The sequence below is a fragment of the Halomonas sp. MCCC 1A13316 genome (assembly GCF_014931605.1).
Taxonomy (GTDB): domain Bacteria; phylum Pseudomonadota; class Gammaproteobacteria; order Pseudomonadales; family Halomonadaceae; genus Halomonas.
The window spans coordinates 200,762-224,347 of the sequence record NZ_CP053382.1 but is presented as its reverse complement, the minus strand read 5'-3'; the positions used below and the strand labels follow the sequence as shown (position 1 = coordinate 224,347).

Sequence of the window (23,586 nt, the reverse complement as noted above, 5' to 3'; positions counted from 1 at the left end):
CTCTGCGGTTATCTGACGATATTGTGCTCCGGCCCATATGGAAACCCGGTGATGTTCTCGGCTCCGTGCTCGTTCACCACCAGGATGTCGTGCTCACGATAACCCCCGGCTCCCGCACGGCCTTCCGGCACCATGATCATCGGTTCCATGGAGACCACCATGTTAGGTTCGAGCACGGTCTCGATGTCTTCACGCAGTTCCAGGCCCGCCTCCCGGCCATAATAGTGGCTCAGAGTGCCGAAGGAGTGGCCATAGCCGAAGGTGCGGTACTGGAGCAGGTCATGCTTGGCAAATATCGCGTTGAGCTCGTGGGCGATGTCACAGCAACGAACACCGGGCTTGATCAGCTCCTGCCCTCGCCGGTGAACCTCGCAGTTGGCCTCCCAGAGTCGCAGGTGCTCGTCGGAAGCGTGCTCGCAGAACAGGGTGCGCTCGAGGGCCGTGTAGTAACCGGAAATCATCGGGAAGGTGTTCAGGCTCAGGATATCCCCGGACCGTACGCGACGGCTGGTCACCGGGTTGTGGGCACCATCGGTGTTGATCCCCGACTGGAACCAGACCCAGGTATCCATCAGTTCGCTGTTCGGGTAGGTCTTGGCAATCTCCCGCACCATGGCCTGCTGGCCGGCCAGCGCCACCTCGTACTCCGGGATCCCAGCAGTAATGGCGTCACGCACGGCCACACCACCCACGTCGGCGATGCGAGCGCCCTGGCGAATCAGTGCAATCTCTTCGGCCGACTTGATCATGCGCATCTTCATGGTGGGCACGCCGATGTCGACCAGCTCCACCTCGCCAAGCGCAGCCAGCAGCTTCTGCTGGTTCTGCAGGGTCAGATGATCGAACTCGACGCCGACACGCTGCTTGCCCTCACACAGTTGCCTGACGGCCTTGAAGAAGTTGTCCTTCTGCCAATCGGTGTAGACGATGTTGTCGCCCAGGCGGTTGCGCCGATAGGGCTGGCCACCATCGATATTGGCGGTTACGGTGGTAAAACGATCCTGGGTCACGATCAACCCATAATCACGGCCGAACTTGCAATAAACGAAGTCACTGAAGTAGTTGATGTTGTGATAGGAAGTGAGCACCACGGCATCGACTTGATTTGCCGCCATGTACTCCCTTAGCCGAGAAAGACGCGCCTGCATCTCGGCATCGGAAAACGTCGGCACGACCTTGTCGCCGTTGGGAATTTCGATCAATGATGGGAGTTGCATCTTGTTGTCTCCTTCGTATTTCAAGCGACATGTGTCGCAGGTTTTGAACCGACTCTTATCGTCATTCCGGTCTCGCTTTCCTCACGCAGTTCGCCGAACTGCATGATGGAAAACCGATATCTCTCTTTTAGGATCTTGACCATGCTCATGACATGGTTGAATTCTTCATCTTCGGCAAGAAAGTCAATGCCGAAAATTCTCATGCCAAGGCAGGTCACCTCATAGGTTTCCACCACGCGCAAAAAAAGGGTGACACTGCGCTTCAATTCACTGGCGTCTTTTGAATCCTCGGAATCAGACACCACTCTCAGTACCAATCGCCAATGTTTCATTCGCGCTCTCCATCCGTCATTGAGGAATATGGCCAGCCGGGGTCGACATCACCAATGACTAGTGCAAATAGAGGTATTGGCGAAGGTAATGCCCGCGACAGCATGGGCAGAGCTGCCTGATGAGATGACATAAAGGCCGGGCGAAGGAAGGCCCGAACAGTTCATGATTAGACTGTCCGGGCCAGAAGCAGCAGGTGGACGGCCAAGGGGGGAGCTGGCCTTTCAGCCCCCGGTCATGTTCATGAAGCGGACGACCTGGACGTCGCCGTCGGTGGTGAAGTGGTGGCGCTCGGGCTTTTTCTGCATGGCGGCGACGATGGCGGCCTTGAGCCGTTCGAGGTCGCCGGGGTGGCGCCGCATCACGGCGCGCAGGTCGACAGAGTGTTCGTTGCCCAGGCACAGCAGCAGGCGGCCCTCGGCGGTCACTCGTACGCGGTTGCAGGCGGCGCAGAAATTGTGGCTGTGCGGCGAGATGAAGCCGATGCGCGAGCCGCTGTCGGGCATGCGAAAGTAGCGCGACGGCCCCAGGGTAGTCTCGGTGGTGGGCAGCAGCGCGTGGCGCGCTTCGATCATGGCGCGTACTTCGTCGCTGGAACAGAAGGTCTCGGCGCGGTCATGGCCGATGTTCTGGCCCAGTGGCATCTCCTCGATGAAGCTGATGTCCACTCGCTCCTTGCGGGCGAAGTCGACCAGGTCGAGGATCTCATCGTCGTTGCGCCCCTTGAGGATCACCGCGTTGAGCTTGATGCGCTCGAACCCGGCGGCGCGAGCGGCGCGAATGCCGTCGATGACACTGGCCAGGTCGCCGGTACGGGTCAGGGCGCGAAAGCGCTCGGGCACCAGCGAATCGAGGCTGACGTTAAGGCGCCTGAGCCCGCCCTCATACAGCGCACGGGCGTGCTTGGCGAGCCCGGCGCCGTTGGTGGTCATGCCAAAGTCGCGCAGCCCCGGCAGCGCGCCGAGTTCGGCCACCAGTTCCTCGATGCCGCGGCGCACCAGCGGCTCGCCGCCGGTCAGGCGGATCTTTTCCACACCCAGCTCGACGAAGGCCCGCGACAGAGTCGCCATTTCCTCCAGCGTGAGCAGCCTGGCGCGAGGCAGGAAGGTCATCTCCTCGGCCATGCAGTAGACGCAGCGAAAGTCGCAGCGGTCGGTGACCGACAGGCGAACGTAGCGCACGGTGCGGCCGAAGCCGTCGATCAGGCTCATGCGTTTTCCTCGGCATCCATGGGCAGCCGGGCGATCAGCTCGCCGACCTGCTCGGCCACCTCATGGACGGCTTCGTCGTCGTAGCTCTGGCCGCGGCGTTTGCGAAAGCCCTGCTCGTAGAGCTTTACGTGTTCGGTGGCGACTACGCCCGCCTTGTCCAGGCAGTGCTTGACGCAGTGCATCTGGCAGCCATCGATGGCGACGATGGGGCGCCCGGAACGTGCGATGCGAACCAGCCCCGGCACGCCGCCGCCTACGCCGGCGATGCAGGACATCTCGGCGATGCCCGCATGATCGAGCCGCACCGCCACGTTGTTGGCCAGCTGCGCCACGTCTGAGCAGCCGGAGCAGGAGTAGAGCAGGGTACGCGGTTTGTTCACGGTTCGGGACATGGAGCCTCCCTATGTACGACTTGCGGAGCGACGTGTCATTGGCTCAATCGTCGACCAGCATGGCGTCGCGTAGCTTCTGTTCGTCGAGCACCGTCAGGCGCTGGCGATCGATACCGATCACGCCGCCGTCGCGCAGTTTGGCCAGCAGCCGCGACAGTGTTTCCGGTGTCATGGCCAGTTGAGCGGCCAACCAGCGCTTGGGAATTGACAGGCGAACCACTCGCGGGCTCTTGCTACGCCCCGCCGGTAGCTGGCGCAGGATGTAGCTGACCAGCCGCGACATGGCATCGGCCTGGGTCAGCAGCGCCAGGTCCTCGAGGCGCTCGGTGAGTTCCAGCGCCAGGCGGCTCATGAACTCGGCGCGGCAGGCCGGCTGACGGTCCATGATCTCGCGGCAGCGCTTGGCGGGAATTGCCAGCACGTGAGTGCGGCGCAGCGCCTCGGCAGAATAGAGATAAACGCCGGCGCTGGAGACCATGCTCAGCTCGCCCAGGGTGCCGCCGCGCTCGACGCAGCGAATGGTGGCCAGGCGACCGTCGCCGGCACCGCGCGCCAGGCGCACCGCGCCGTTGATGACGATGTAGAGCCAGTGGGCCGGGGAATCCTGGCGGAACAGCCACTCTCGGGTCTTGAGCGACTTGAGTTCGGAATCCTCGAGCAGCTCAGTGACTTCATCGTCGTTCAGTTCGCCCAGCCAAGGCACACCGTGAACCAGCTCGCGGAGTTGCTTGGGCTTGAACAGCAGGTCAGTCGTCGAACTGTCCGGCGGGCAGATAGGGGTATTCATGACCTTCCTCTACGTCGGTATCGGCGGCTATCATCAGGTAGCCGTGCGCTTGGCTGGCGGCATGCAGCATGTGGGAGCCCTGCCCGCCGGACAGCAGGGCCAGCGGTTGGCCAGCCTGCCAATCGATGACGACACGCAGCAGCTCACGCCGCCCCGGACTACCCCGCCGCGAGAAACCGGCGCGGACGCGATACTGCTGCAAGGGCCCGACGTTGCGGCCTTGGCAACCTTGCACAAAGGGCCTGGCCAGCAGGTGCCATCCCACCAGCGAGGCCACGGGGTTGCCCGGCAGGCCGATCAGCGGCACGCCCTCGGGCGAGCCGTCGTCCAGGTAGCCGAAGGCGAACGGCTTGCCAGGCTTGATCGCCACGCCATGGAACCAGAGCCCACCCAGCTCATCGAGCACGGGCCGCACATGATCCTCTTCACCCACCGAGACGCCGCCGGTGCACATCACCAGGTCGGCGCCGTCGCGGGCGGCGCTGAACGCCTCGCGCAAAGCTGCGGGGTCGTCGGCGATCACCCCCAGGTCGAGCACGTCGCAGTCGGCCTGCTCAAGCAGCGCCTTCAGCATCACCCGGTTGCTGTCGTACACCAGCCCCGATGCAAACGGCTCACCCGGTTCGATCAGTTCATCGCCGGTGGAGATCAACGCCACCTTGAGGCGCGGCAGAGCCGGCACCTCGGCGATACCCTGGCTCGCCAGCAGCGCCAAGGCCGCAGCATTCAGGGTCCAGCCCGCCGGCAGCAGGGGATCGCCTTCGCGGTACTCCTCGCCGCGGCGGCGTATGTTGGCACCCAATCGAGCCTCGCCGATGATATGCACCCGCCCGGCCTCGTCCAGCCGAACCCGCTCCTGGGGCACCACGCAGTCGGCCCCTTCGGGTACCGGCGCACCGGTGAATATCCGCGCACAGCCGCCCTCGGGCAGCGTTTGCACGCCGGCTCCCGCCGGCACTCTCGCGACGACGGGCAGGCCGGCATCGCCGAGTTCCGCCAGCCGCAGGGCGTAGCCGTCCATCGCGCTGTTGTCGACGCCGGGCATATCGAGCCGTGCCGCCACGTCGCGTACGAGCACCCGGCCGGCGGCCTGCTCCAGCGCTATCAGTTCTTCCCCCCGCACCGGCTCGGCCGCGGCGATCATGCGCGCCCGGGCCACCTCGAGATCGAGCAGGCCCTTGGCAAGGGTGCCACAGCTCATGCATGCACTCCTTGACCGTGATCAGGTAATGGCGCTTCGCGCGAGCCGCACGCCTGGTGCTCGGGCATGACCATGGCAACGAAGTTGCACGGCCGGGTGCGCGCGTCGAGCTGGCTTTCGAGAATGCCGTCCCAGGCAGTGGCACACGCCTTGGGCGAGCCGGGCATGGCGAAGATCAGGGTGCGGTTGGCCACACCGCCCACCGCCCGCGACTGCACGGTGGAGGTGCCGATGCTGTCGAAGGAGAGCTGGCGGAACAGCTCACCGTAGCCGTCGATTGCCCGATCGAATAGCGGCAACAACGCCTCGGGCGTGGTGTCGCGTACGGTAAAGCCGGTACCGCCATTGACCAGGATCACCTGGATGTCGTCGCGCACCACCCACTTGGAGACCACCGCCCGGATGCGGTAGATGTCGTCGGGCACGATGCGACGCTCGACCAGGACATGGCCGGCCTCGGAGAGACGCTCGCTGAGCAGATCACCGCTGCCGTCGCGGTCGAAGCCGCGGGTATCGGAAACGGTCAGCACGGCAATACCGAGCGACACGAAGCGGGCGTTGGCGTGAACATGGGACATGCGTGGGCTCCTGTTTATTGCATCAACGAGCTGGCGCTATCGTCGTCGAGCGTAACTCCCTCGACACCGATCTCCTCTTCCAGCGCCAGCAGGTAGTGACGCAAGGCGCGTCGAGTCGCCTGCTCGCGCAGGGTATGTAACACGCGCTCGGCCACCTGCTCGAACGGCAGGCGCTGGCCGCCGCTGCGCTCATCGATGCTGACCAGGTGCCAGCCGTAGCGCGAGGCCAGCGGACGGTCATGCAGGCCTTGCGGCAGGTGCTGCAAGGCACGGTCGAGCTCGGCCACGGTCTGCCCTTGAGCCAGCCAGCCCAGCTCGCCGCCTTCGCTCTTCGACGGGCAGGCGGAGTGGCGCATGGCGAACTCGGTGAAGCGCTCGGGAATGTTCTGTAGCTCCTCGATCAGCGTCTCGCCCAGGCGGTACTGGGCGTCACGCGCTTCGGCATCGTCGGGCGCGGCGGCCAGCAGGATATGGCGCACGGCAATGCGGGTCGGCTCGCTGAAGCGCTCGGGCTCGGCGTCGAAGAAGCGGCGACAGGCCGCCTCCTCCGGCTCCGGCACATCCAGCTCCTGCTCCAGCAGGGCGGCGATGGCGGCATCGTTGTCGCCTTCGTCGTCGGTATCGGCCACCAGACCGAGCTCGACGGCGCGCTGGCGCAGCAGCTCGCGAACCACCAGGGCGCGCGCGGCCGAAAGCTGTGCCTCTGAGGCGGTCGCCGCCGGGTGGTACTGCATCTCGCGGGCGATGCTGTCCTCGTCGATGGCCTTGCCGCCGACCTTGATGGGCGGCGGAACGGCGCGGCCCGGCAGCTGTTCGATCTCGATCATTTGCATGGTGCGGATCCTCTAATACATGACATAAGCGGCTGTATAAGCTCGGGGCTGTTCCGTCGGCAGGCCTGTGAGGAGGCGCTGTGAACCCATCCCTGGGCGCTACTTTTGCCATCCATGGCAAAAGACCTCCTCTTCGGCCGGCCCCCGGCGCCCCTCACGGCTGGCGCCGAGGTTATGAAGCTGAGCGAGCGCAGCCAGCTTTATCCACCTAAGCCCGGCGGCGGACGATCTGGTAACGCCTAGTGACATAGCCCATCGGCGCGCTCCACACGTGCACCAGGCGAGTGAAGGGGAATACCAGCACGATGGTCAGGCCGACCAGGATGTGCAGCTTGTAGATCCAGCTGACGCCCTCAAGGTGCGCGGCGGCACCGCCCTGGAAGTAGACGATCGATTGCGCCCAGCCGGAGAACTTGAGCATGGCGCTGCCGTCCAGGTGCCCCAGGGTGGGCAGGATGGTGAGCAGCCCCAGCGCCACCTGCAGTACCAGTAGGCCGATGATCACGGTGTCCATGGTGGTCGAAGAGGCACGCACGCGCGGGTTGGTCAGGCGGCGATGGAACAGCATGGCCCCGCCCACCAGGCACATCACGCCGGCGATGCCGCCGATCACCACCGCCATGACCTGCTTGGCGCCGGGGGTGATGAAGGGCTCGTAGACCCAGTGCGGGGTCAGCAGGCCGACCAGGTGACCGAAGAAGATCACGATGATGCCCACATGGAACAGGTTGCTGGCCATGCGCATGTTCTTCGACGACAGCATCTGGCTGGAGCCGGTCTTCCAGGTGTACTGGCCATGGTCGTAGCGCATCAGGCTGGCGATCAGGAAGACACTGCCGGCCAGGTAGGGGTAGAGCCCGAACAGCAAGGAGTTGATGTAGTTCATGACAGGTCTCCGTTAACGTTTCTTGGCGGCATCGACAGGGTCGAGGATGCGAACCGCCTCACCTTGGATCGCCCGCTTGCGCTCGGCCAGGCGCCGTCCCTCGGCGGACTGCAGAGCGCAGTCCTCGTCGGACTTGGCAGAGAAGCGCACTGCCTCCTCTTCCCATACCGCGTCCAGCGCCTCGGGAGTGTCGTCGCGTGTCTCGCCGACCACGGTTTCTCGCTTGGTCTCGACGTCATCCTCGGCGCCGATCAGTGCCAGCAGCGCACGGGTAACCAGGGCCTGGTCGGCGCCGCGCTCTTCCAGGCGCGCGGTGAGCAGCGCTAGGATGTGGCGGATCTCGCCCAGCCAACGACCGATCTCCTCCTCGCTGCGAGTGGAGAGGTACTCCAGGAACAGCGGCAGGTAGTCGGGCAGTTCGCGGGCATCGAGTTCGAAGCCCGCAGCCTTGTACTCTTCGATCAGGTCGACCATGGCCTGGCCGCGGTCGCGCGATTCACCGTGCACGTGTTCGAACAGCAGCAGCGAGTGGGCACGGCCCTTGTCGAACAGCGCCACGTAGTCGGACTGCAGCTCGAGCAGGTCGGCCTCACTGATGCGCTGGCACCAACTCATCAGGTCGGCCCGGAGCGCCGCCGGCAGGCGGCGCTCGGCGTCGAGCGCCTCGATCAGATCGCCCGCGGCTTGCTGCAGCGCCTCGGTGGGGTAGTCGAGCAGCCGGGCCAGCACGCGCAGGCTGCGCATGCCGACGACGGGTTCGATTCTCAGCGCTGCATCAGCCATGGTGAGTCTCCTTGCCTTGTTCATCGCGCCGCCCCCCGCTCTGTGTCTTCGGGTCGAAGACGTCGACCGGTTTGACCAGCGCGCTGGTCTGCTTGCGGCCGTTGAACAGGCTCGGCTTGCTCTCGCCGTGGCAGCCGTCACCGAAGCTGAAGCCGCAGCCGCCGCGCTCGGGGAAGGCTTCGGTAGCCATCTCGCGATGGCTGGTGGGCACCACGAAGCGGTCCTCGTAGTTGGCGATGGCGAGATAGCGGTACATCTCCTCCACCTGGGCTTCGGTGAGCCCCACGGCATCGAGCACCTCGGTGTCGTGCTTGCCTTCGACGTGCTTGTTGCGCATGAAGACGCGCATCGCCATCAGCCGCTTGAGCGCCAGTACCACGGGCTCCTCCTCACCGGCGGTGAGCATGTTGGCGAGGTAGCGCACCGGGATGCGCAGCGACTCGATCTTGGGCAGCACGCCGTCGTACTCGACCTTGCCGGCCTCGGCGGCCGACTGGATCGGCGACAGCGGCGGCACGTACCAGACCATCGGTAGGGTGCGGTACTCGGGGTGCAGCGGCAGCGCCAGCCCCCAATCCATGGCCATCTTGTAGACCGGCGAGGCCTGGGCCGCGGCGATCACGTTATCGGCAATGCCGTCACGCTTGGCCTGGGCGATCACCTCGGGGTCGTGCGGGTCGAGGAAGATCTCGCACTGGCGGTGGTAGAGGTCGCGCACGTCCGGCGAGCTCGCCACTTCCTCGATGCGATCGGCATCGTAGAGCAGCACGCCGAGGTAGCGGATGCGGCCCACACAGGTCTCGGAGCACACGGTCGGCATGCCCGCCTCGATGCGCGGGTAGCAGAAGATGCACTTCTCGGACTTGCCGGTCTTCCAGTTGTAGTAGATCTTCTTGTACGGGCAGCCGGAGATGCACATCCGCCAGCCGCGGCACTTGTCCTGGTCGATCAGGACGATGCCGTCCTCCTCGCGCTTGTAGATCGCACCGCTGGGGCACGAGGCCACGCAGGTAGGGTTCAAGCAGTGCTCGCACAGGCGCGGCAGGTACATCATGAAGGTGTTCTCGAACTGGCCGTAGATGTCGGCCTGCACCTGCTCGAAGTTCTTGTCCTTGCGGCGCTTGGCGAACTCGGTGCCGAGGATCTCCTCCCAGTTCGGACCCCATTCGATCTTCTTCATTCGCTGGCCGGAGACCAGCGAGCGCGGCCGTGCCACCGGCTGGTGGTCGCCCTGCTTGGCGGTGTGCAGGTGCTGGTAGTCGAAGTCGAACGGCTCGTAGTAGTCGTCGATCTCGGGCAGGTCGGGGTTGGCAAAGATGTTCGCCAATACCCGCCACTTGCCGCCGATGCGCGGCTCGATCTTGCCGTCCTTGCGACGCATCCAGCCGCCCTTCCACTTGTCCTGGTTCTCCCACTCCTTCGGATAGCCGATACCGGGCTTGGTCTCGACGTTGTTGAACCAGGCGTACTCCAGACCTTCACGGCTGGTCCAGACGTTCTTGCAGGTGACCGAGCAGGTGTGGCACCCGATGCACTTGTCGAGGTTGAGGACCATGCCTACCTGGGAACGAATCTTCATTTCACGGCCTCCTGAACGCTGTCGTTGCCCTCGCCGTCCAGCCAGTCGATTCTCTTCATCTTGCGGATCAGGACGAATTCATCGCGGTTGGAGCCAACGGTTCCGTAGTAGTTGAAGCTGTAAGAGAGCTGGGCGTAGCCGCCGATCATGTGGGTCGGCTTGGGGCACACCCGGGTCACGGAGTTGTGCATGCCGCCGCGGGTCTTGGTGACCTCGGAGCCCGGCACGTTCACCTGGCGCTCCTGGGCGTGATACATCATCACCATGCCGGCCTTGACCCGCTGGCTGACGATGGCCCGCGCAGTGATGGCACCGTTGGCGTTGAACAGCTCGATCCAGTCGTTGTCCTCGATGCCGATCTCCTGGGCGTCGGTCTCCGACATCCAGACCACCGGGCCGCCGCGGTTGAGCGTCAGCATCAGCAGGTTGTCGCTGTAAGTGGAGTGGATGCCCCACTTCTGGTGCGGCGTGATCCAGTTCAGCGCCTTGGTCGGGTTGCCGTTGTCCTCCGGCATGGTGAAGCCGGTGATCGTCTTGGTGTTGATCGGCGGACGGTAGACCAGCAGGCTCTCGCCGAAGGCGCGCATCCAGGGGTGATCCTGGTAGAACTGCTGGCGGCCGCTCACGGTGCGCCAAGGAATCAGCTCGTGGACGTTGGTGTAGCCGGCGTTGTAGGAGACGTGCTCGTCCTCCAGGCCGGACCAGGTCGGGCTCGAGATGATCTTGCGCGGCTGGGCGACGATGTCGCGGAAGCGGATCTTCTCCTCTTCCTTGTTGATCGCCAGGTGGGTGTGGTCGCGCCCGGTGATCTTGGACAGCGCGCCCCACGCCTTGACCGCCACCTGGCCGTTGGTTTCCGGCGCCAGGGTCAGGATCATCTCGGCGGCGTCGATGGCCGTCTCGATCTTCGGCCGACCCTTGTGCGGCCCTTCGGTCTTGCGGTAGTTGAGCTTGCCGAGCAGCTCGACCTCGGACTCGGTGTTCCAGGCGATGCCCTTGCCGCCGTTGCCGACGGTCTCGAGCAGCGGCCCAATGGAGGTGAAGCGCTCGTAGGTTTCCGGGTAGTTGCGCTTGACCTCGATCAAAGCCGGCATGGTCTTGCCGGGGATCGGTTCACACTCACCCTTCTTCCAGTCCTTGACCTCGGGCTGGGCCAGCTCGGCGGGGGAGTCGTGCTGGTGCGGCAGGGTGACCAGATCGGTCTCCTCGCCCAGGTGCCCCACGCACACCTCGGAGAACGCCTTGGCGATGCCCTTGTAGATGTCCCAGTCGCTGCGCGACTCCCATGCCGGGTCGGTGGCCGCGGTCAGCGGGTGGATGAAGGGGTGCATGTCCGAGGTATTGAGGTCGTTCTTCTCGTACCAGGTCGCCGTCGGCAGCACCACGTCGGAGTAGAGGCAGGTGGATGACATGCGGAAGTCGAGCGTGACCACCAGGTCGAGCTTGCCTTCCGGCGCTTCGTCGTGCCACTTCACCTCTTCCGGCTTCTGGCCGCCGAACTCGCCCAGGTCCTTGCCCTGGATGCCGTGGCGGGTACCCAGCAGGTACTTGAGCATGTACTCGTGGCCCTTGCCCGAGCTGCCCAGCAGGTTGGAGCGCCACACGAAGAGGTTGCGCGGGAAGTTCTGCTCGTTGTCCGGGTCCTCGGCGGCAAACGCCAGCTCGCCGCTCTTGAGCTGCTGCACGGCGTAGTCCTTGGTCGACATGCCGGCGGCCTCGGCCTTTTCGGCCAGGCGCAGCGGGTTGGCGTTGAGCTGCGGCGCGGAGGGCAGCCAGCCCATGCGCTCGGAGCGCACGTTGAAGTCGATCAGGCTGCCGCTGTAGTCGGCCGGGTTGGCCAGCGGCGAGAGGATCTCCTTGATCTCGAGCTTCTCGTAGCGCCACTGCGAGGAGTGGTTGTAGAAGAACGAGGTGGAGTTCATGTGACGCGGCGGACGCTGCCAGTCGAGGCCGAAGGCCAGCGGGGTCCAGCCGGTCTGCGGGCGCAGTTTCTCCTGGCCGACATAGTGGGCCCAGCCGCCGCCGCTCTGGCCGATACAGCCGCACATGACCAGCATGTTGATCAGGCCGCGGTAGTTCATGTCCATGTGGTACCAGTGGTTCATCGCGGCACCCACGATGACCATGGAGCGACCCCGGGTCTTGTCGGCGTTGTCGGCGAACTCACGGGCGATACGGGCGACCTGCTCGGCGGGCACGCCGGTGATCTTCTCCTGCCAGGCCGGGGTGTAGGGGCGGACCTGGTCGTAGGAGGTGGCACCGTCGTCCTCACCAAACCCGCGGTCGATGCCGTAGTTGGCACACATCAGGTCGAACACGGTGACGGCCAGCACGTCAGTGCCGTCAGCCTTCTTCAGGCGCTTGGCGGGCAGGCTGTGGAACAGCAGCTCGTTGCCGGCCACGTGGTCGAAGTGCTCGTGGGCAATGCCGCCGAAGTAGGGGAACGCCACCTTGGCCACGTCGTCGTGATGCTCGGCCAGGGTCAGCAGCGGCTTGATTTCCGAGCCGTCGGCATCGCGCTCCTCGAGGTTCCACTTGCCCTGGATCTCTTCCTTCTCACCCCAGCGGAAACCGATGGAGCCGTTCGGCACGACGAGGCGGTCGGACAGTTCGTCCCACGCCACGGTCTTCCATTCGGGATTGTTGTCCTGGCCCAGATTGCCTTCGAAGTCGCTGGTGCGCAGCTGCTTGCCGGGCACGAAGCTGCCGTCTTCACGGGCTTCCAGCTCGACCAGGAAGGGCATGTCGGAGTACTTGCGCACGTACTCGGTGAAGTAGGTGCTGGGCTTGTCGAGGTGGAACTCCTTGAGGATGACGTGGCCCATGGCCATGCCCAGCGCGGCGTCGGTGCCCTGCTTGACCGACAGCCACTCGTCGGTGAGCTTGGAGACCTCGGCGTAGTCCGGGGTAATGGAGACGGTCTTGGTGCCCTTGTAGCGCACTTCGGTGAAGAAGTGGGCGTCCGGGGTACGGGTCTGGGGCACGTTGGAGCCCCAGGCAATGATGTAGCCGGAGTTGTACCAGTCGGCCGATTCCGGCACGTCGGTCTGCTCGCCCCAGGTCTGGGGGCTGGCCGGCGGCAGGTCGCAGTACCAGTCGTAGAAGCTCATGCACACGCCGCCGATCAGCGACAGGTAGCGGCTACCCGCAGCGTAGCTGACCATCGACATGGCGGGGATCGGCGAGAAGCCGATGATGCGGTCGGGGCCATACTGCTTGGCGGTGTAGACGTTGGAGGCGGCGATCAGCTCGTTGAGCTCGTCCCAGTCGGCGCGTACGAAGCCGCCCATCCCGCGGGCGCGCTTGTACTGCTTGGTCTTGGCCGGGTCGGAAACGATGGAGGCCCAGGCGTCGACCGGGTCGCCGTGCTGCTGCTTGGCCTCGCGCCATAGCTTGAGCAGCGGCTTGCGGATCAGCGGGTACTTGAGGCGATTGGCGCTGTACATGTACCAGGAGTAGCTGGCGCCGCGCGGGCAGCCCCGCGGCTCGTGGTTGGGCAGGTCCGGGCGGGTGCGCGGATAGTCGGTCTGCTGGGTCTCCCAGGTGACCAGGCCGTTCTTGACGTAGATCTTCCAGCTGCAGGAGCCGGTGCAGTTCACGCCGTGGGTGGAGCGCACGATCTTGTCGTGCTGCCAGCGCTGACGGTAACCGTCCTCCCAGCCACGGGACTCCTCGCGGGTCTCGCCATGGCCGTTGGCGAAAGGTTCACGCGCCTTGCGGAAGAAATTCAGCCGATCTAAGAAGTGACTCATGGTCGATCTCCAGGCTCCTTGATGTGATGCGTGGCCGCCCGGGCCACCCCGCCTGCCGTGTCGCGCGACGTGTTCGACACGATCGTCAGGCAGGTACTTGAAAAGGATTCTGGGGTATCGAAACGCGGATTACTGCCCGGTTACCTCCATATACACCCCGTCTACCCACAAGGTGATAGGCGGCCCGGAGAAAGGGGTTAATCCCCTCTGGCAAGGCGCCGGGAGCGGGCGCGACTGCTCACTTCCCAGAGCATCACCAGCATGCACACCGCCAGCGCGGCGTAGAGGAACATGAAGCCGGCGGTGCGCACGCCGACCCACTCGTTGCCGAGCACGAACATCAGCGGCAGCAGCGCGGCGAACAGCCCGCCGAGGGCCAGCGCCAGCCCGCCCGAGCGCACCATGTCGTCGCCGTGGTCGCGGTGGATCAAGCACATCAGGCTGCCCTTGGCGATGCCCATGGCCAGGCCCATGACCGCGAGCAGCGCGGCGAAACCGGCCAGCGGCATGGAGAAGTCCAGTGTCAGATCGCCGTGCACGCCGTGGATCTGCATGGTGAAGTCGGGATAGGAGAGCAGGAACAGGCAGGCCATCACGCAGGCGCTGACCCACCAGCGCAGCTCGCGGAAGTCGCGCCGGTCGGCCAGTGCGCCGCCGAGGATCTGCCCCAGCCCGCCGGGCAAGGTGAAGACCAGCGCCCACAGCGCGGCCGCCATCAGCGAGAGACCGTACTGCGCCATGAGATAGGCGGGCAGCCATAAGGCCAGCGCCACGAAGGCGCCATAGAAGAAGCTGTAGTAGAGCGCCAGGCGACACACCGCGGCCGACGGCAATCCGCCGGAGCGCATCACCAGCTTGGCAGGCACGTCGCGCAGCCCACCGCCCCGGAGCGGATCGTCTTCGGCAAACAGCCACAGCAGCAACGCCACCAGCAGGATCGGCAGCAGGTAGAGCTTGGGCGCCATGGGCCAGCCGTAGGCCTGGCTGATCAGCGGCAGCAGGAAATAAGTGAGCCCCGCGCCGAGCATGCCGGCGCCGTAGAGCCCCAGCGCCAGGCCGGCGTGACGCCGCGGACACAGCGCCGCCACGTAGACCAGCCCTGCGGCCAGCGAGCCGGCGCCCACCCCCAGGCCGGCGCCGGCGAGCAGAAACTCCCAATAATCGCTGGAGTGAGCGATGGCCCACAGCAGAGGACAGATCCAAAGCAGGCAGCCGATCATCACCCGCCGGCCGCCCACCAGGCGTGCCAGCGCCGCCAGCGGCAGCGCCGCCAGTGCACCGGTGAACATCGGCATGGCCAGCAGCACGGCGAACTGCACTTCGCCGAAGCCCAGCCCCTGCTTCAGCTCGATGCCGAGCACGGCAAAAATGGTCCAACTGGCGAACACCAGGGCGAAGGCCAGTGGCGACAGCAGTACGACCACCAGCGAACGATAGTCGACCTGCAGGTCCGCGGCCGGGACGGATTCGGCGGACGTCATGACGGCGGGTCTCGTGGCGTAGTCAAAAGTGATTCTCGATTAGCCATCGACCAGCGTCAAAAGGGCATACGAGGTACCTCTTTGGTAGCAGCCTGGCGAATCTCCCGGTAGGATGCGCCACCGCCCGCTGGGGTATAGTGTCGACGAGGGTATATAGTGTCGACATGCCCCGCCTTCCTGCTGGAGTTGCCCACCGCCGATGAAACTGCTGCAACGCTCACTCGTGGCCCGCATTGTCGCCTCGCTGCTGGCGATCAGCGCTATGGCCCTGATCAGCATCGTGGTGACCATGGCGGTGGCCGGCGGCAGCCGTGGCGATGCCGCGGCGATCAACGTGGCCGGCTCGCTGCGCATGAATACCTACCAGATCGTCGCCGCCCTGCAGCGCTATGAACGCGTCCCTTCGATGGAGCATCAGGCGGCGGTGCACGTGCTCAAGCGCCGCTTCGAGGAGCGCCTGGGAAGCGAGGAACTGACCGGCGCCATCCCCGTTTCCGAGGCCCACGACCTGCGGCGCCAGTACCGCCTGGTGCTGTCGCGCTGGCACAACGAACTGGCGCCCGAGATCAACGAGGCCGTCGACACCCGTTCGGTCAACATCGAGTCGCTCAACCGCACGCTGGACGGCCTGGTGGCCGACATCGACACCATGGTCAAGCAGCTCGAGCAGAACAGTGAGGCCAAGATTCGCCTGCTCAGCGCGCTGCAGATCCTGTTCCTGGGCCTGACCGCGGTGGTGGTGGCCATTGCGCTCTACGACATCCGCCACAACCTGGTGGCGCCGCTGCGCCAGTTGATGGTGCTCGCCGGCGAAGCGGCGCGGCACAACTTCACCGTTCGCACCCGGCTCAAGGGAGAGGACGAGCTGGCCCTGCTCGGCCACACCTTCGACACCATGGCCGAGGAGCTCGGCTCCAGCTATGCGGACCTGGAACAGCGGGTCAAGCGCAAGACCCGGGAGCTCGAGCGCAGCAGCCAGGTGATGCAGGTGCTCCACGACGGTAGCCGTTCGCTCTACGGCGGTGGCAACGACCTGTGCACCAGCGCCGCGCCCATGCTGCGCCGCGTTGCCGAGCTGCTGGACATCGGCCCCATCCGGCTGTCGCTCAACGACCCTCACGCTGATCGCCAGGTACCGATACTCGCCACCCACTCGGCCCGCCGGCCCGACTACTGCCGCGACCACGACTGCCACGCCTGCCTGATCGCCCCCCGCCCCTTGCGCCTCTCCGACACCGAGGATGGCGACTGCGTGCTGCTGCCGGTGAGTGTGGGCGACGAGATGCTGGGCACGCTGGAAGTCTGGCACCCCAAGGAGGAGCGCCTCTCCGACAGCGTGCGGCGCCTGCTCAACGCCCTGGCCGACCAGCTGGCCACCGCGGTCTACCTGCAGCAGCGTATCGAGGAGGAGCAGCAGGTCTCGCTGATGAACGAGCGCACCATCATCGCCCGCGAGCTGCACGACTCACTGGCGCAGTCGCTCTCCTACCTCAAGATGCAGGTGGCGCGCCTGGAGCGCATGCAGGCCAAGGAAGCGCCCCGCGAGATGCAGGCGGCGGTGTTCGACGAGCTGCGCACCGGGCTCAACAGCGCCTATCGCCAGCTGCGCGAACTCCTGACCACCTTCCGCCTCAAGCTCGAGGGTCCTGGCCTGCAGACCGCCCTGCTGCAAACCGCCGAGGAATTCTCCGAGCGCATGGGCGCGCCGGTGGAACTGCACTACGACGTGCCGCCCCACCTGCTCAACCCCAACGAGGAGATCCATGTCCTGCAGATCGCCCGCGAGGCGTTGAGCAATATTCACAAGCATGCCGAAGCGCACTGGGCCGCCGTCACCGTAAAGTTTCAGGAGGCGCGGCTCGTGCTGCGCATCGAGGACGACGGCGTGGGGCTGGAGAATGACGACTCGCCGCCGATGCACTACGGGCTGATCATCATGCGCGACCGGGCGCATACCCTGGGCGGCGAGCTGCGCCTGGCCAACCGCTCCGCGGGCGGCACCTGCGTAGAGGTGGTCTTCACGCCGCAGACGGCGCGCCTGATCACCCGCCAGCCGGCCATCGAATCCACCCTTCACGACCAAGGAAACTGAGACACCATGGGCCAGTCAGTCAACGAGACCCCCGCCAGTATCCTGATCATCGACGACCACCCGCTGCTGCGCCGCGGCGTGGCCCAACTGCTCGAACTGGAGGACGACCTCCAGCTCGTCGGCGATACCGGCGAACCGGAGCAGGGCGTGCGCTTGGCCGCCGAGCTCGACCCGGACATGATCCTGCTCGACCTCAACATGCCCGGCATGGACGGCATCCAGACGCTGAAGGCGCTGCGCGAGTCGGGTTACGCCGGGCGCATCGTGATGTTCACGGTATCGGATCACGAGGAAGACCTGCTGGCGGCCCTGCGCGGCGGCGCCGACGGCTACCTGCTAAAGGACATGGAGCCCGAGGAGATGGTGCGCCAGTTGCGCCAGGCGGCACTGGGACGAATGGTGGTCAGCGAGAACCTCACCGCGCTGCTCGCCGAGGCGCTGCGCAACCAGCGTACGGCGCCAGCCACCCCCGACATCCACAGCCTGACCCAGCGCGAGCGCGAGATCCTGCGCGAGCTGGCCGCCGGCCTCTCCAACAAGCTGATCGCGCGCAAGCTAGACATCTCCGAAGGCACGGTGAAAGTGCACGTCAAGCATCTGCTCAAGAAGCTCAACCTGCGCTCGCGGGTCGAGGCCGCGGTATGGGCCGTGCAGGAAGGTATCGAGGGCAGATAACGAGCGATGGGTAGTGGAGGTTCTGTGTGGATACCTCCAAAGACTCGAAGGCGCCGGCAAGGCGCCTTTTTGTTTGCCCCCATCTTCACCAGCGTTATTTAAAACAAAGAGTTACACAAATACCCCTGCTACCCCTCAAGTGGTATTTCACTGTTTTTTCGGCATTTTCGTCCAGTTTCCCCGGTTACCTGCCCGACGTATCTTTGCTGCAACGAAGCTGAATTGATCCCGGTCAGGACGGATGTCGCAAGGCGGGATCGGTGTAACCACAGAGGGGAAACGTCATGGCTAAATCGAGTGCCGATATCGGCAAGCTCGGCGCCGGCAGACCAAAGAATGCCGACATCGAGCACTGGGACGTCGAAGACGACCAATTCTGGCAACAAACGGGCAAGCGCATCGCCTCGCGCAATCTGTGGATCTCGATCCCCAGCCTGCTGATGGGCTTCGCGGTGTGGCTGATGTGGGGCATGATCACCACGCAGATGCAAAACCTGGGCTTTCCGTTCACGGTCAGCCAGCTCTTCACCCTGACCGCCATTGCCGGTCTTTCCGGCGCCACCCTGCGCATTCCCGCCTCGTTCATGATCCGCATCGCCGGCGGGCGCAATACCATCTTCCTGACCACCGCGCTGCTTATGCTACCGGCCGCAGGTACCGGCGTGGCGCTGATGAACCCGGAAACGCCCTTCTGGGTCTTCCAGGCGCTGGCGCTGGTCTCGGGCATCGGCGGCGGCAACTTCGCCTGCTCGATGAGCAATATTTCCACCTTCTACCCGAAGAAGCAGCAGGGCTACGCGCTGGGCATGAATGCCGGCCTGGGCAACTTCGGCGTCACCACCATGCAGATCCTGATTCCGCTGGTGATGACCATAGGCATCTTCGGCGCCATCGCGGGGAGCCCCATGGAACTGCAGAGTTCCAGCGGTACCCTGATCGGCCGCATCGAGGCAGGCACCGATACCTGGATCCAGAACGCCGGCTTCATCTGGCTGGTATTCCTGGTTCCGCTGGCCTTCCTGGGCTGGTTCGGCATGAACAACATCCGCGACATCACCCCGAACCCCGGCAATCCAGCCGCCGCCTTCGGCAAGATCCTCGGCCTGTACGGCGTGGGCATTCTCACCTCGATCATCGGCGTGGTCGCCCTCGGCTGGCTGAACATGTGGCTCGCCCTGCCGCTGACCATCGGCCTGACCCTGGCCCTGCTGCGCATGATGCCCGGCCAGATTCGCACCAACATCCAGAAGCAGTTCGCGATCTTCTCCAACAAGCACACCTGGTCGATGACGGTGCTCTACATCGCCACCTTCGGCTCGTTCATCGGCTTCTCTGCCGCCCTGCCGCTTTCCATCTCGGTCATCTTCGGCAACATGATGGAAGTGGCCGCCGACGGCAGCATCACTCGCGTGGCCAACCCCGACGGCCCCAGCGCCCTGACCTGGGCCTGGATGGGACCGTTCGTCGGCGCCTTGATCCGCCCGCTCGGCGGCTGGATCTCCGACAAGCTCGGCGGCTCCATCGTCACCCAGGCCATCTCGGTGATCATGGTCATCGCCTCGGCCGCCGTGGGCTACGTGATGATGCTGGCCTACAACTCCACCGACCCCAACCAGTACTTCTGGATGTTCCTGCTGCTGTTCATCGTGCTGTTCGCCGCCAGCGGCATCGGCAACGGCTCCACCTTCCGCACCATCGGTGTGATCTTCGATCAGCAGCAGAAAGGGCCGGTGCTGGGCTGGACCTCCGCCGTGGCTGCCTACGGTGCCTTCATCGCCCCGCGGGTGATGGGTGAGCAGATCAAGATGGGCACCCCGGAACTCGCCATGTACGGCTTCGCGATCTTCTACGCGGTGTGCCTGGTGGTGAACTGGTGGTTCTACCTGCGCCCCAACGCCTACGTCAAAAACCCCTGATGCCGTCGACCGTGCTCCGGTGAAACACCGGAGCACGCCCCCTTACCTTGCCTTCTTCGGAGGGATGTCATGAAAGTCATGATCGCTTATGACGGCTCGCGAAACGCCAAGCTGGCCCTGGCCCAGACCGTCAGCCTGTTTCGCTGCAACGCCCCCACGCTGATCCTGGTCGGCGTGGCCGAGAACCCCGGAGACGCCACCGACGCCAACGAGACGCTGTTCCAGCAGGAGTACGAGGAGATGAAGGCCGCTCTCAAGGAGGGCGCCGATTTCGCCCACCAGGAGGGCTTCGAGGTGGACTGGGTAGTGGCCGAGGGCGACGCGCGCAAGATGCTGCTGCACGCCACCCAGAAGCACCAGCCGGACGTGCTGGTCATCGCCCGCCACAGCAGCAAGCCCGACGGCGGCATCATCGCCCAGTCGCTGAGCTACTTCGTCGACGAACTCGACTACATGACCTTCGGCAAGGTCAGCTCCTTCCTGGCCCGGCGCGTCGAGTGCCCGCTGCTGATCCTGCCAAGCCCATGAACGGGGATCCCGTTTCCCGTGGCTGCCCCAGTTCTTCCTTCAGGATGATACGACCATGAAAGTCGCCGACCTATTCAAGTTCCGCACTCCCGAGGTCCGGGCGCTGCACCTGACCTGGATCGCGTTCTTCATCACCTTCTACGTCTGGTTCAACATGGCGCCGCTCGCCTCGAGCATGCTCAAGAGCGTCGACTGGCTGAAACCGGAAGATCTCAAGTTGTTCGCCATCTGCAACGTGGCGTTGACCATTCCCGCGCGCATCATCGTGGGCATGGCACTCGACCGCTTCGGCCCGCGCCGGGTGTTCTCGGTGCTGATGGTCACCATGTCGATCCCCGCCCTGGTGTTCGCCTTCGGCGACTCCATGACCCAGTTGCTGGTCGCCCGCCTGGTGCTCAGCTCCGTGGGCGCGAGCTTCGTGGTGGGCATCCACATGACCGCGCTGTGGTTCAAGCCCAAGCACATCGGCTTTGCCGAGGGCTTCTACGCCGGCTGGGGCAACTTCGGTTCCGCCGCTGCCGCCATGACACTGCCGACCATCGCCCTCACCTGGTACGGCGGCGCCGACGGCTGGCGCTGGGCCATCGCCCAGAGCGCCATCGTCATGGCCGCCTACGGTGTGTACTACTGGTTCGCCATCACCGACGGCCCCGATGCCAAGGCGCACCGCAAGGCGCGCAAGGCAATGGCCATGGAAGTCAGCAGCTGGGCGGATATGGTCAAGCTGATCATTTGGACCATCCCGCTGGTCGGCGTGCTGGGCATCCTGGTGTGGCGCATCCAGAACCTGGGCTACCTCTCCACCACCGGCGCCATGATTGCCTACCTGGTCATCGCCGCCGTAGTGATCTACCAGGTCGTGCAGATCCTGCGGGTCAACGTGCCGATCCTGAAGAAGGGCGTGCCGGAGGACGACAAGTACTCGTTCAACAGCGTGGCCGCGCTCAACAGCACCTACTTCGCCAACTTCGGTGCCGAGCTGGCCGTGGTCTCCATGCTGCCGATGTTCTTCGAGCAGACCTGGGGGCTCACCGCCGCCGCCGCGGGCCTGATCGCCTCCTCGTTCGCCTTCGTCAACCTGGTGGCACGCCCCATGGGCGGCCTGGTCTCGGACCGCATGGGCAACCGCCGCTTCGTGATGCTCAGCTACATGTTCGGCATCGGCATCGGCTTCGTGCTGATGGGCATGCTCAACTCCAACTGGCCGCTGATCATCGCCATCGCCATCACCATCTTCACCTCCTTCTTCGTGCAGGGGGCGGAAGGCGCGACCTTCGGCATCATTCCCTCGATCAAGCGCCGCATCACCGGCCAGATCTCGGGCATGGCGGGCGCCTACGGCAACGTGGGGGCGGTGGTCTACCTGACCATCTTCACCTTCGTCACTCCGACCCAGTTCTTCTACATCATCGCCACCGGCGCCTTCATCAGCTGGCTGGTCTGCCTGGTGTGGCTGAAGGAACCGGAAGGAGCGTTCGACGAGGAGTACTACGTCTCCTCCGTCGACCGGGCAATCGAGGAACAGGAGGGGTTGAAGGCGCAAGGCCAGTCGTGACTCCCATCGCTGCAGCACCTATACCCGGGCTTATCAGCCCGGGTATTTTTATTCCTTCCAGGGGAACGTAGTTGCCTGCTTCAGGCCATGATACTGTACGATTTGAAGCCTCCTGCTACTGGGTTTGCGTTTTAATGGCAAGGTACAACATTGCGAACCCTAGAATGACTAAAATGATGTAAAAGTTGGGGAATCCAGGCAATGCCTATCTTAGCCCTGAGTATTGCTTATTCTTAGATGATCATAACGAGACACGGATTGGAGCTGGCGATGCATACGGGCGGCGATTCTCGCACACCCCTGCAACTTTATGAATTTCGCAAGGCGTGCAGCTCATGCAGCCTGCGAGAACTCTGCTTGCCGGTAGCCTTATCGGGACTAGACATCGATGCGTTAGATAAAATCGTCAAGCGCAAAGGGCCCTTGCAAAAAGGCGACAAGCTAATCCGCCCAGGTCAACCCATGACCGCTCTTCATGCCGTGCTTAGCGGAAGCCTGAAAAGCAGCACACAAGACATGAATGATGAAGAGCAGATCATCGCTTTCCACCTACCAGGCGAACTAATTGGGCTGGACGCTATCGGCTCTGGCAAGCACTCTTCCACCACCGAAGCGCTAGAGACTACCAGCGTTTGCAGCATCCCTTTCGCAGAACTGGAGGCCCTTGCTCACAAGATTCCAAGTCTCCAGCATCAATTGCTGCGTATCATGAGCAGGGAAATTTTCGATGACCATGAATTGTTGCAAGTGTCACGACGCCCAGCCGAGCAGCGCCTAGCCGTGCTGTTACTCAATTTCAGTCAACGCTTCGGCCGGCGTGGTATGTCGCGGACCCGTTTCCGTCTCCCCATGTCGCGCCAGGATTTGGGCAACTATCTGGGTCTGGCGCCGGAAACCACGAGTCGAATCTTTCGTCGCTTTGTAATTCAAGGTTTGCTGAGTGCAACCGGCAAGGAGATCGAACTGCTTGACCTCCAGGCGCTGCATGGCCTGAAGGAGGAGTCCGGCGGCAATACCGACCTGCATGCCAAGCGTTCCTGATCGTTTTGGCCCGGGGCAGACCGAACGGCGTGGCCCGCCCCGTGCTCGTGCACTCACTATTTGATCTCTAGTTTGCGCCGAGGTGCCTCCTTGACCTTTGGCAGGGTCAGTTCCAGCAGCCCGTTATTGAACGAGGCCTGGGCCTTTTCGGCGTCGACTTCGCAAGGCAGGGCAACCGTGCGCTCCACACTGCCATGCGAGATTTCACACCGATAGTACTCCCCGCTCTCCTCCTTGGACTCCTTGTGGCTTTCACCCTTGATTGTCACAGTACTGTCGGTCACCGAGACATCCAGATCCTCCCGCACCATACCGGGCAGCTCGGCCCGGATCACGACCTCCGCATCCCGGTTGATGACATCGACCTTTGGAATCCGGGGCCCAGCGGCCAGCCGCTCGAGAACCGGTAGATCCCAGCGCAGCGGATGGGCCCAGCCTCGATCGAAGAATCGATCGAACATACGATCCAGCTCGCGAAAAGGCGCCATCTCCTGAGAACGCGTGGAAGACGGTGTGGCAGCATCGCTGGCGGTTGGGGTAATTTCCCTTACTTTTTGCTTGGCCATGGCAGTCGCTCCTCTCAAGGCGTGTGAACACCTCGAACACGGTAAATAGTCGGCAGCAATTGCGACCTTGCTTCCTGCCGTTACCTCCCGGAGGAATAGGCCACGATTGAAGGCTAGGACGGAAACGGCTCGCCGAAGTTGATGCGCATCAACAATCGGTCTTTCTATTTTTGCTCATCCCTG

At 64.2% G+C, this 23,586-nt stretch carries 20 protein-coding genes; 6 read left to right on the top strand and 14 right to left on the bottom strand.

Going from position 1 to position 23,586, the window contains the following annotated elements; all coding sequences use genetic code 11:
* Positions 1-8: 8 nt before the first annotated feature.
* The 13 genes from HNO52_RS01070 to HNO52_RS01010 form a co-directional block, all read right to left on the bottom strand.
* The gene (locus HNO52_RS01070; protein ID WP_197567250.1) at positions 9-1,217 is read right to left on the bottom strand and encodes a M24 family metallopeptidase; all 1,209 of its coding nucleotides are present in this window, start codon (positions 1,215-1,217) and stop codon (positions 9-11) included.
* Between the two features lie 20 nt (positions 1,218-1,237).
* On the bottom strand, positions 1,238-1,549 hold the full coding sequence (locus HNO52_RS01065; RefSeq protein ID WP_197567249.1) for a hypothetical protein: 312 nt from the start codon (positions 1,547-1,549) through the stop codon (positions 1,238-1,240).
* Between the two features lie 222 nt (positions 1,550-1,771).
* Positions 1,772-2,758, bottom strand: coding sequence for a GTP 3',8-cyclase MoaA (moaA, locus tag HNO52_RS01060; protein ID WP_197567248.1), 987 nt, complete (start codon positions 2,756-2,758; stop codon positions 1,772-1,774).
* On the bottom strand, positions 2,755-3,150 hold the full coding sequence (locus HNO52_RS01055) for a putative zinc-binding protein (protein WP_197567247.1): 396 nt from the start codon (positions 3,148-3,150) through the stop codon (positions 2,755-2,757). Before HNO52_RS01055 ends, moaA begins: the two co-directional genes overlap by 4 nt.
* Positions 3,151-3,193: 43 nt before the next feature.
* Positions 3,194-3,937, bottom strand: coding sequence for a Crp/Fnr family transcriptional regulator (locus tag HNO52_RS01050; RefSeq protein ID WP_197567246.1), 744 nt, complete (start codon positions 3,935-3,937; stop codon positions 3,194-3,196).
* On the bottom strand, positions 3,897-5,138 hold the full coding sequence (locus HNO52_RS01045; RefSeq protein ID WP_197567245.1) for a molybdopterin molybdotransferase MoeA: 1,242 nt from the start codon (positions 5,136-5,138) through the stop codon (positions 3,897-3,899). Before HNO52_RS01045 ends, HNO52_RS01050 begins: the two co-directional genes overlap by 41 nt.
* Positions 5,135-5,716, bottom strand: a complete 582-nt coding sequence (moaB, locus tag HNO52_RS01040) for a molybdenum cofactor biosynthesis protein B (protein WP_197567244.1) — start codon at positions 5,714-5,716, stop codon at positions 5,135-5,137. The genes HNO52_RS01045 and moaB overlap by 4 nt, the downstream gene beginning before the upstream one ends.
* A 14-nt stretch (positions 5,717-5,730) precedes the next feature.
* A complete protein-coding gene (locus HNO52_RS01035) occupies positions 5,731-6,549 on the bottom strand; it encodes a peptidylprolyl isomerase (RefSeq protein WP_197567243.1) in 819 nt (272 codons plus the stop codon).
* Positions 6,550-6,757: 208 nt separating this feature from the next.
* Positions 6,758-7,435, bottom strand: coding sequence for a respiratory nitrate reductase subunit gamma (gene narI, locus HNO52_RS01030; protein ID WP_197567242.1), 678 nt, complete (start codon positions 7,433-7,435; stop codon positions 6,758-6,760).
* A gap of 12 nt (positions 7,436-7,447) precedes the next feature.
* Positions 7,448-8,218 carry a nitrate reductase molybdenum cofactor assembly chaperone gene (gene narJ, locus HNO52_RS01025; RefSeq protein ID WP_197567241.1) on the bottom strand — a complete coding sequence of 257 codons (771 nt, stop codon included), beginning with the start codon at positions 8,216-8,218 and terminating at the stop codon, positions 7,448-7,450.
* The gene (narH, locus tag HNO52_RS01020) at positions 8,211-9,797 is read right to left on the bottom strand and encodes a nitrate reductase subunit beta (RefSeq protein ID WP_197567240.1); all 1,587 of its coding nucleotides are present in this window, start codon (positions 9,795-9,797) and stop codon (positions 8,211-8,213) included. The genes narJ and narH overlap by 8 nt, the downstream gene beginning before the upstream one ends.
* A complete protein-coding gene (locus tag HNO52_RS01015) occupies positions 9,794-13,549 on the bottom strand; it encodes a nitrate reductase subunit alpha (RefSeq protein ID WP_197567239.1) in 3,756 nt (1,251 codons plus the stop codon). The genes narH and HNO52_RS01015 overlap by 4 nt, the downstream gene beginning before the upstream one ends.
* Before the next feature lie 197 nt (positions 13,550-13,746).
* Positions 13,747-15,030, bottom strand: a complete 1,284-nt coding sequence (locus HNO52_RS01010) for an MFS transporter (RefSeq protein ID WP_197567238.1) — start codon at positions 15,028-15,030, stop codon at positions 13,747-13,749.
* Positions 15,031-15,229: 199 nt separating this feature from the next.
* Between HNO52_RS01010 and HNO52_RS01005 the strand changes: the two genes are divergently transcribed.
* From HNO52_RS01005 to fnr, 6 genes are all read left to right on the top strand, one after another.
* Complete coding sequence (locus tag HNO52_RS01005; RefSeq protein WP_197567237.1) at positions 15,230-17,122, top strand: histidine kinase; 1,893 nt, start codon at positions 15,230-15,232, stop codon at positions 17,120-17,122.
* A gap of 6 nt (positions 17,123-17,128) precedes the next feature.
* Positions 17,129-17,797, top strand: a complete 669-nt coding sequence (gene narL / locus HNO52_RS01000) for a two-component system response regulator NarL (protein WP_197567236.1) — start codon at positions 17,129-17,131, stop codon at positions 17,795-17,797.
* Between the two features lie 284 nt (positions 17,798-18,081).
* A complete protein-coding gene (locus HNO52_RS00995) occupies positions 18,082-19,713 on the top strand; it encodes an MFS transporter (RefSeq protein ID WP_197567235.1) in 1,632 nt (543 codons plus the stop codon).
* A gap of 69 nt (positions 19,714-19,782) precedes the next feature.
* Entirely contained in the window at positions 19,783-20,241 is a 459-nt protein-coding gene (locus HNO52_RS00990; RefSeq protein ID WP_197567234.1) for a universal stress protein, read from the top strand.
* 55 nt (positions 20,242-20,296) lie between these two features.
* Complete coding sequence (locus tag HNO52_RS00985) at positions 20,297-21,796, top strand: MFS transporter (RefSeq protein WP_197567233.1); 1,500 nt, start codon at positions 20,297-20,299, stop codon at positions 21,794-21,796.
* A 258-nt stretch (positions 21,797-22,054) separates the two neighbouring features.
* A complete protein-coding gene (fnr, locus tag HNO52_RS00980; protein WP_232090465.1) occupies positions 22,055-22,837 on the top strand; it encodes a fumarate/nitrate reduction transcriptional regulator Fnr in 783 nt (260 codons plus the stop codon).
* Positions 22,838-22,893: 56 nt separating this feature from the next.
* Here fnr and HNO52_RS00975 read toward each other — a convergent pair whose 3' ends face one another.
* Positions 22,894-23,403: an Hsp20/alpha crystallin family protein gene (locus tag HNO52_RS00975; RefSeq protein ID WP_197567232.1), complete on the bottom strand. Its 510-nt coding sequence runs from the start codon at positions 23,401-23,403 to the stop codon at positions 22,894-22,896.
* Positions 23,404-23,586: the final 183 nt, after the last annotated feature.

Coding starts and splice junctions, on each gene's coding strand:
- HNO52_RS01045 (WP_197567245.1), bottom strand. CDS start 5,138: ATGAGCTGTGGCACCCTTGCCAAGGGCCTGCTCGATCTCGAGGTGGCC.
- HNO52_RS01070 (WP_197567250.1), bottom strand. CDS start 1,217: ATGCAACTCCCATCATTGATCGAAATTCCCAACGGCGACAAGGTCGTG.
- HNO52_RS01055 (WP_197567247.1), bottom strand. CDS start 3,150: ATGTCCCGAACCGTGAACAAACCGCGTACCCTGCTCTACTCCTGCTCC.
- HNO52_RS00995 (WP_197567235.1), top strand. CDS start 18,082: ATGGCTAAATCGAGTGCCGATATCGGCAAGCTCGGCGCCGGCAGACCA.
- narL (WP_197567236.1), top strand. CDS start 17,129: ATGGGCCAGTCAGTCAACGAGACCCCCGCCAGTATCCTGATCATCGAC.
- moaA (WP_197567248.1), bottom strand. CDS start 2,758: ATGAGCCTGATCGACGGCTTCGGCCGCACCGTGCGCTACGTTCGCCTG.
- HNO52_RS00985 (WP_197567233.1), top strand. CDS start 20,297: ATGAAAGTCGCCGACCTATTCAAGTTCCGCACTCCCGAGGTCCGGGCG.
- HNO52_RS01065 (WP_197567249.1), bottom strand. CDS start 1,549: ATGAAACATTGGCGATTGGTACTGAGAGTGGTGTCTGATTCCGAGGAT.
- narJ (WP_197567241.1), bottom strand. CDS start 8,218: ATGGCTGATGCAGCGCTGAGAATCGAACCCGTCGTCGGCATGCGCAGC.
- HNO52_RS01010 (WP_197567238.1), bottom strand. CDS start 15,030: ATGACGTCCGCCGAATCCGTCCCGGCCGCGGACCTGCAGGTCGACTAT.
- narH (WP_197567240.1), bottom strand. CDS start 9,797: ATGAAGATTCGTTCCCAGGTAGGCATGGTCCTCAACCTCGACAAGTGC.
- HNO52_RS00990 (WP_197567234.1), top strand. CDS start 19,783: ATGAAAGTCATGATCGCTTATGACGGCTCGCGAAACGCCAAGCTGGCC.
- HNO52_RS01035 (WP_197567243.1), bottom strand. CDS start 6,549: ATGCAAATGATCGAGATCGAACAGCTGCCGGGCCGCGCCGTTCCGCCG.
- HNO52_RS00975 (WP_197567232.1), bottom strand. CDS start 23,403: ATGGCCAAGCAAAAAGTAAGGGAAATTACCCCAACCGCCAGCGATGCT.
- HNO52_RS01050 (WP_197567246.1), bottom strand. CDS start 3,937: ATGAATACCCCTATCTGCCCGCCGGACAGTTCGACGACTGACCTGCTG.
- HNO52_RS01015 (WP_197567239.1), bottom strand. CDS start 13,549: ATGAGTCACTTCTTAGATCGGCTGAATTTCTTCCGCAAGGCGCGTGAA.
- HNO52_RS01005 (WP_197567237.1), top strand. CDS start 15,230: ATGAAACTGCTGCAACGCTCACTCGTGGCCCGCATTGTCGCCTCGCTG.
- narI (WP_197567242.1), bottom strand. CDS start 7,435: ATGAACTACATCAACTCCTTGCTGTTCGGGCTCTACCCCTACCTGGCC.
- moaB (WP_197567244.1), bottom strand. CDS start 5,716: ATGTCCCATGTTCACGCCAACGCCCGCTTCGTGTCGCTCGGTATTGCC.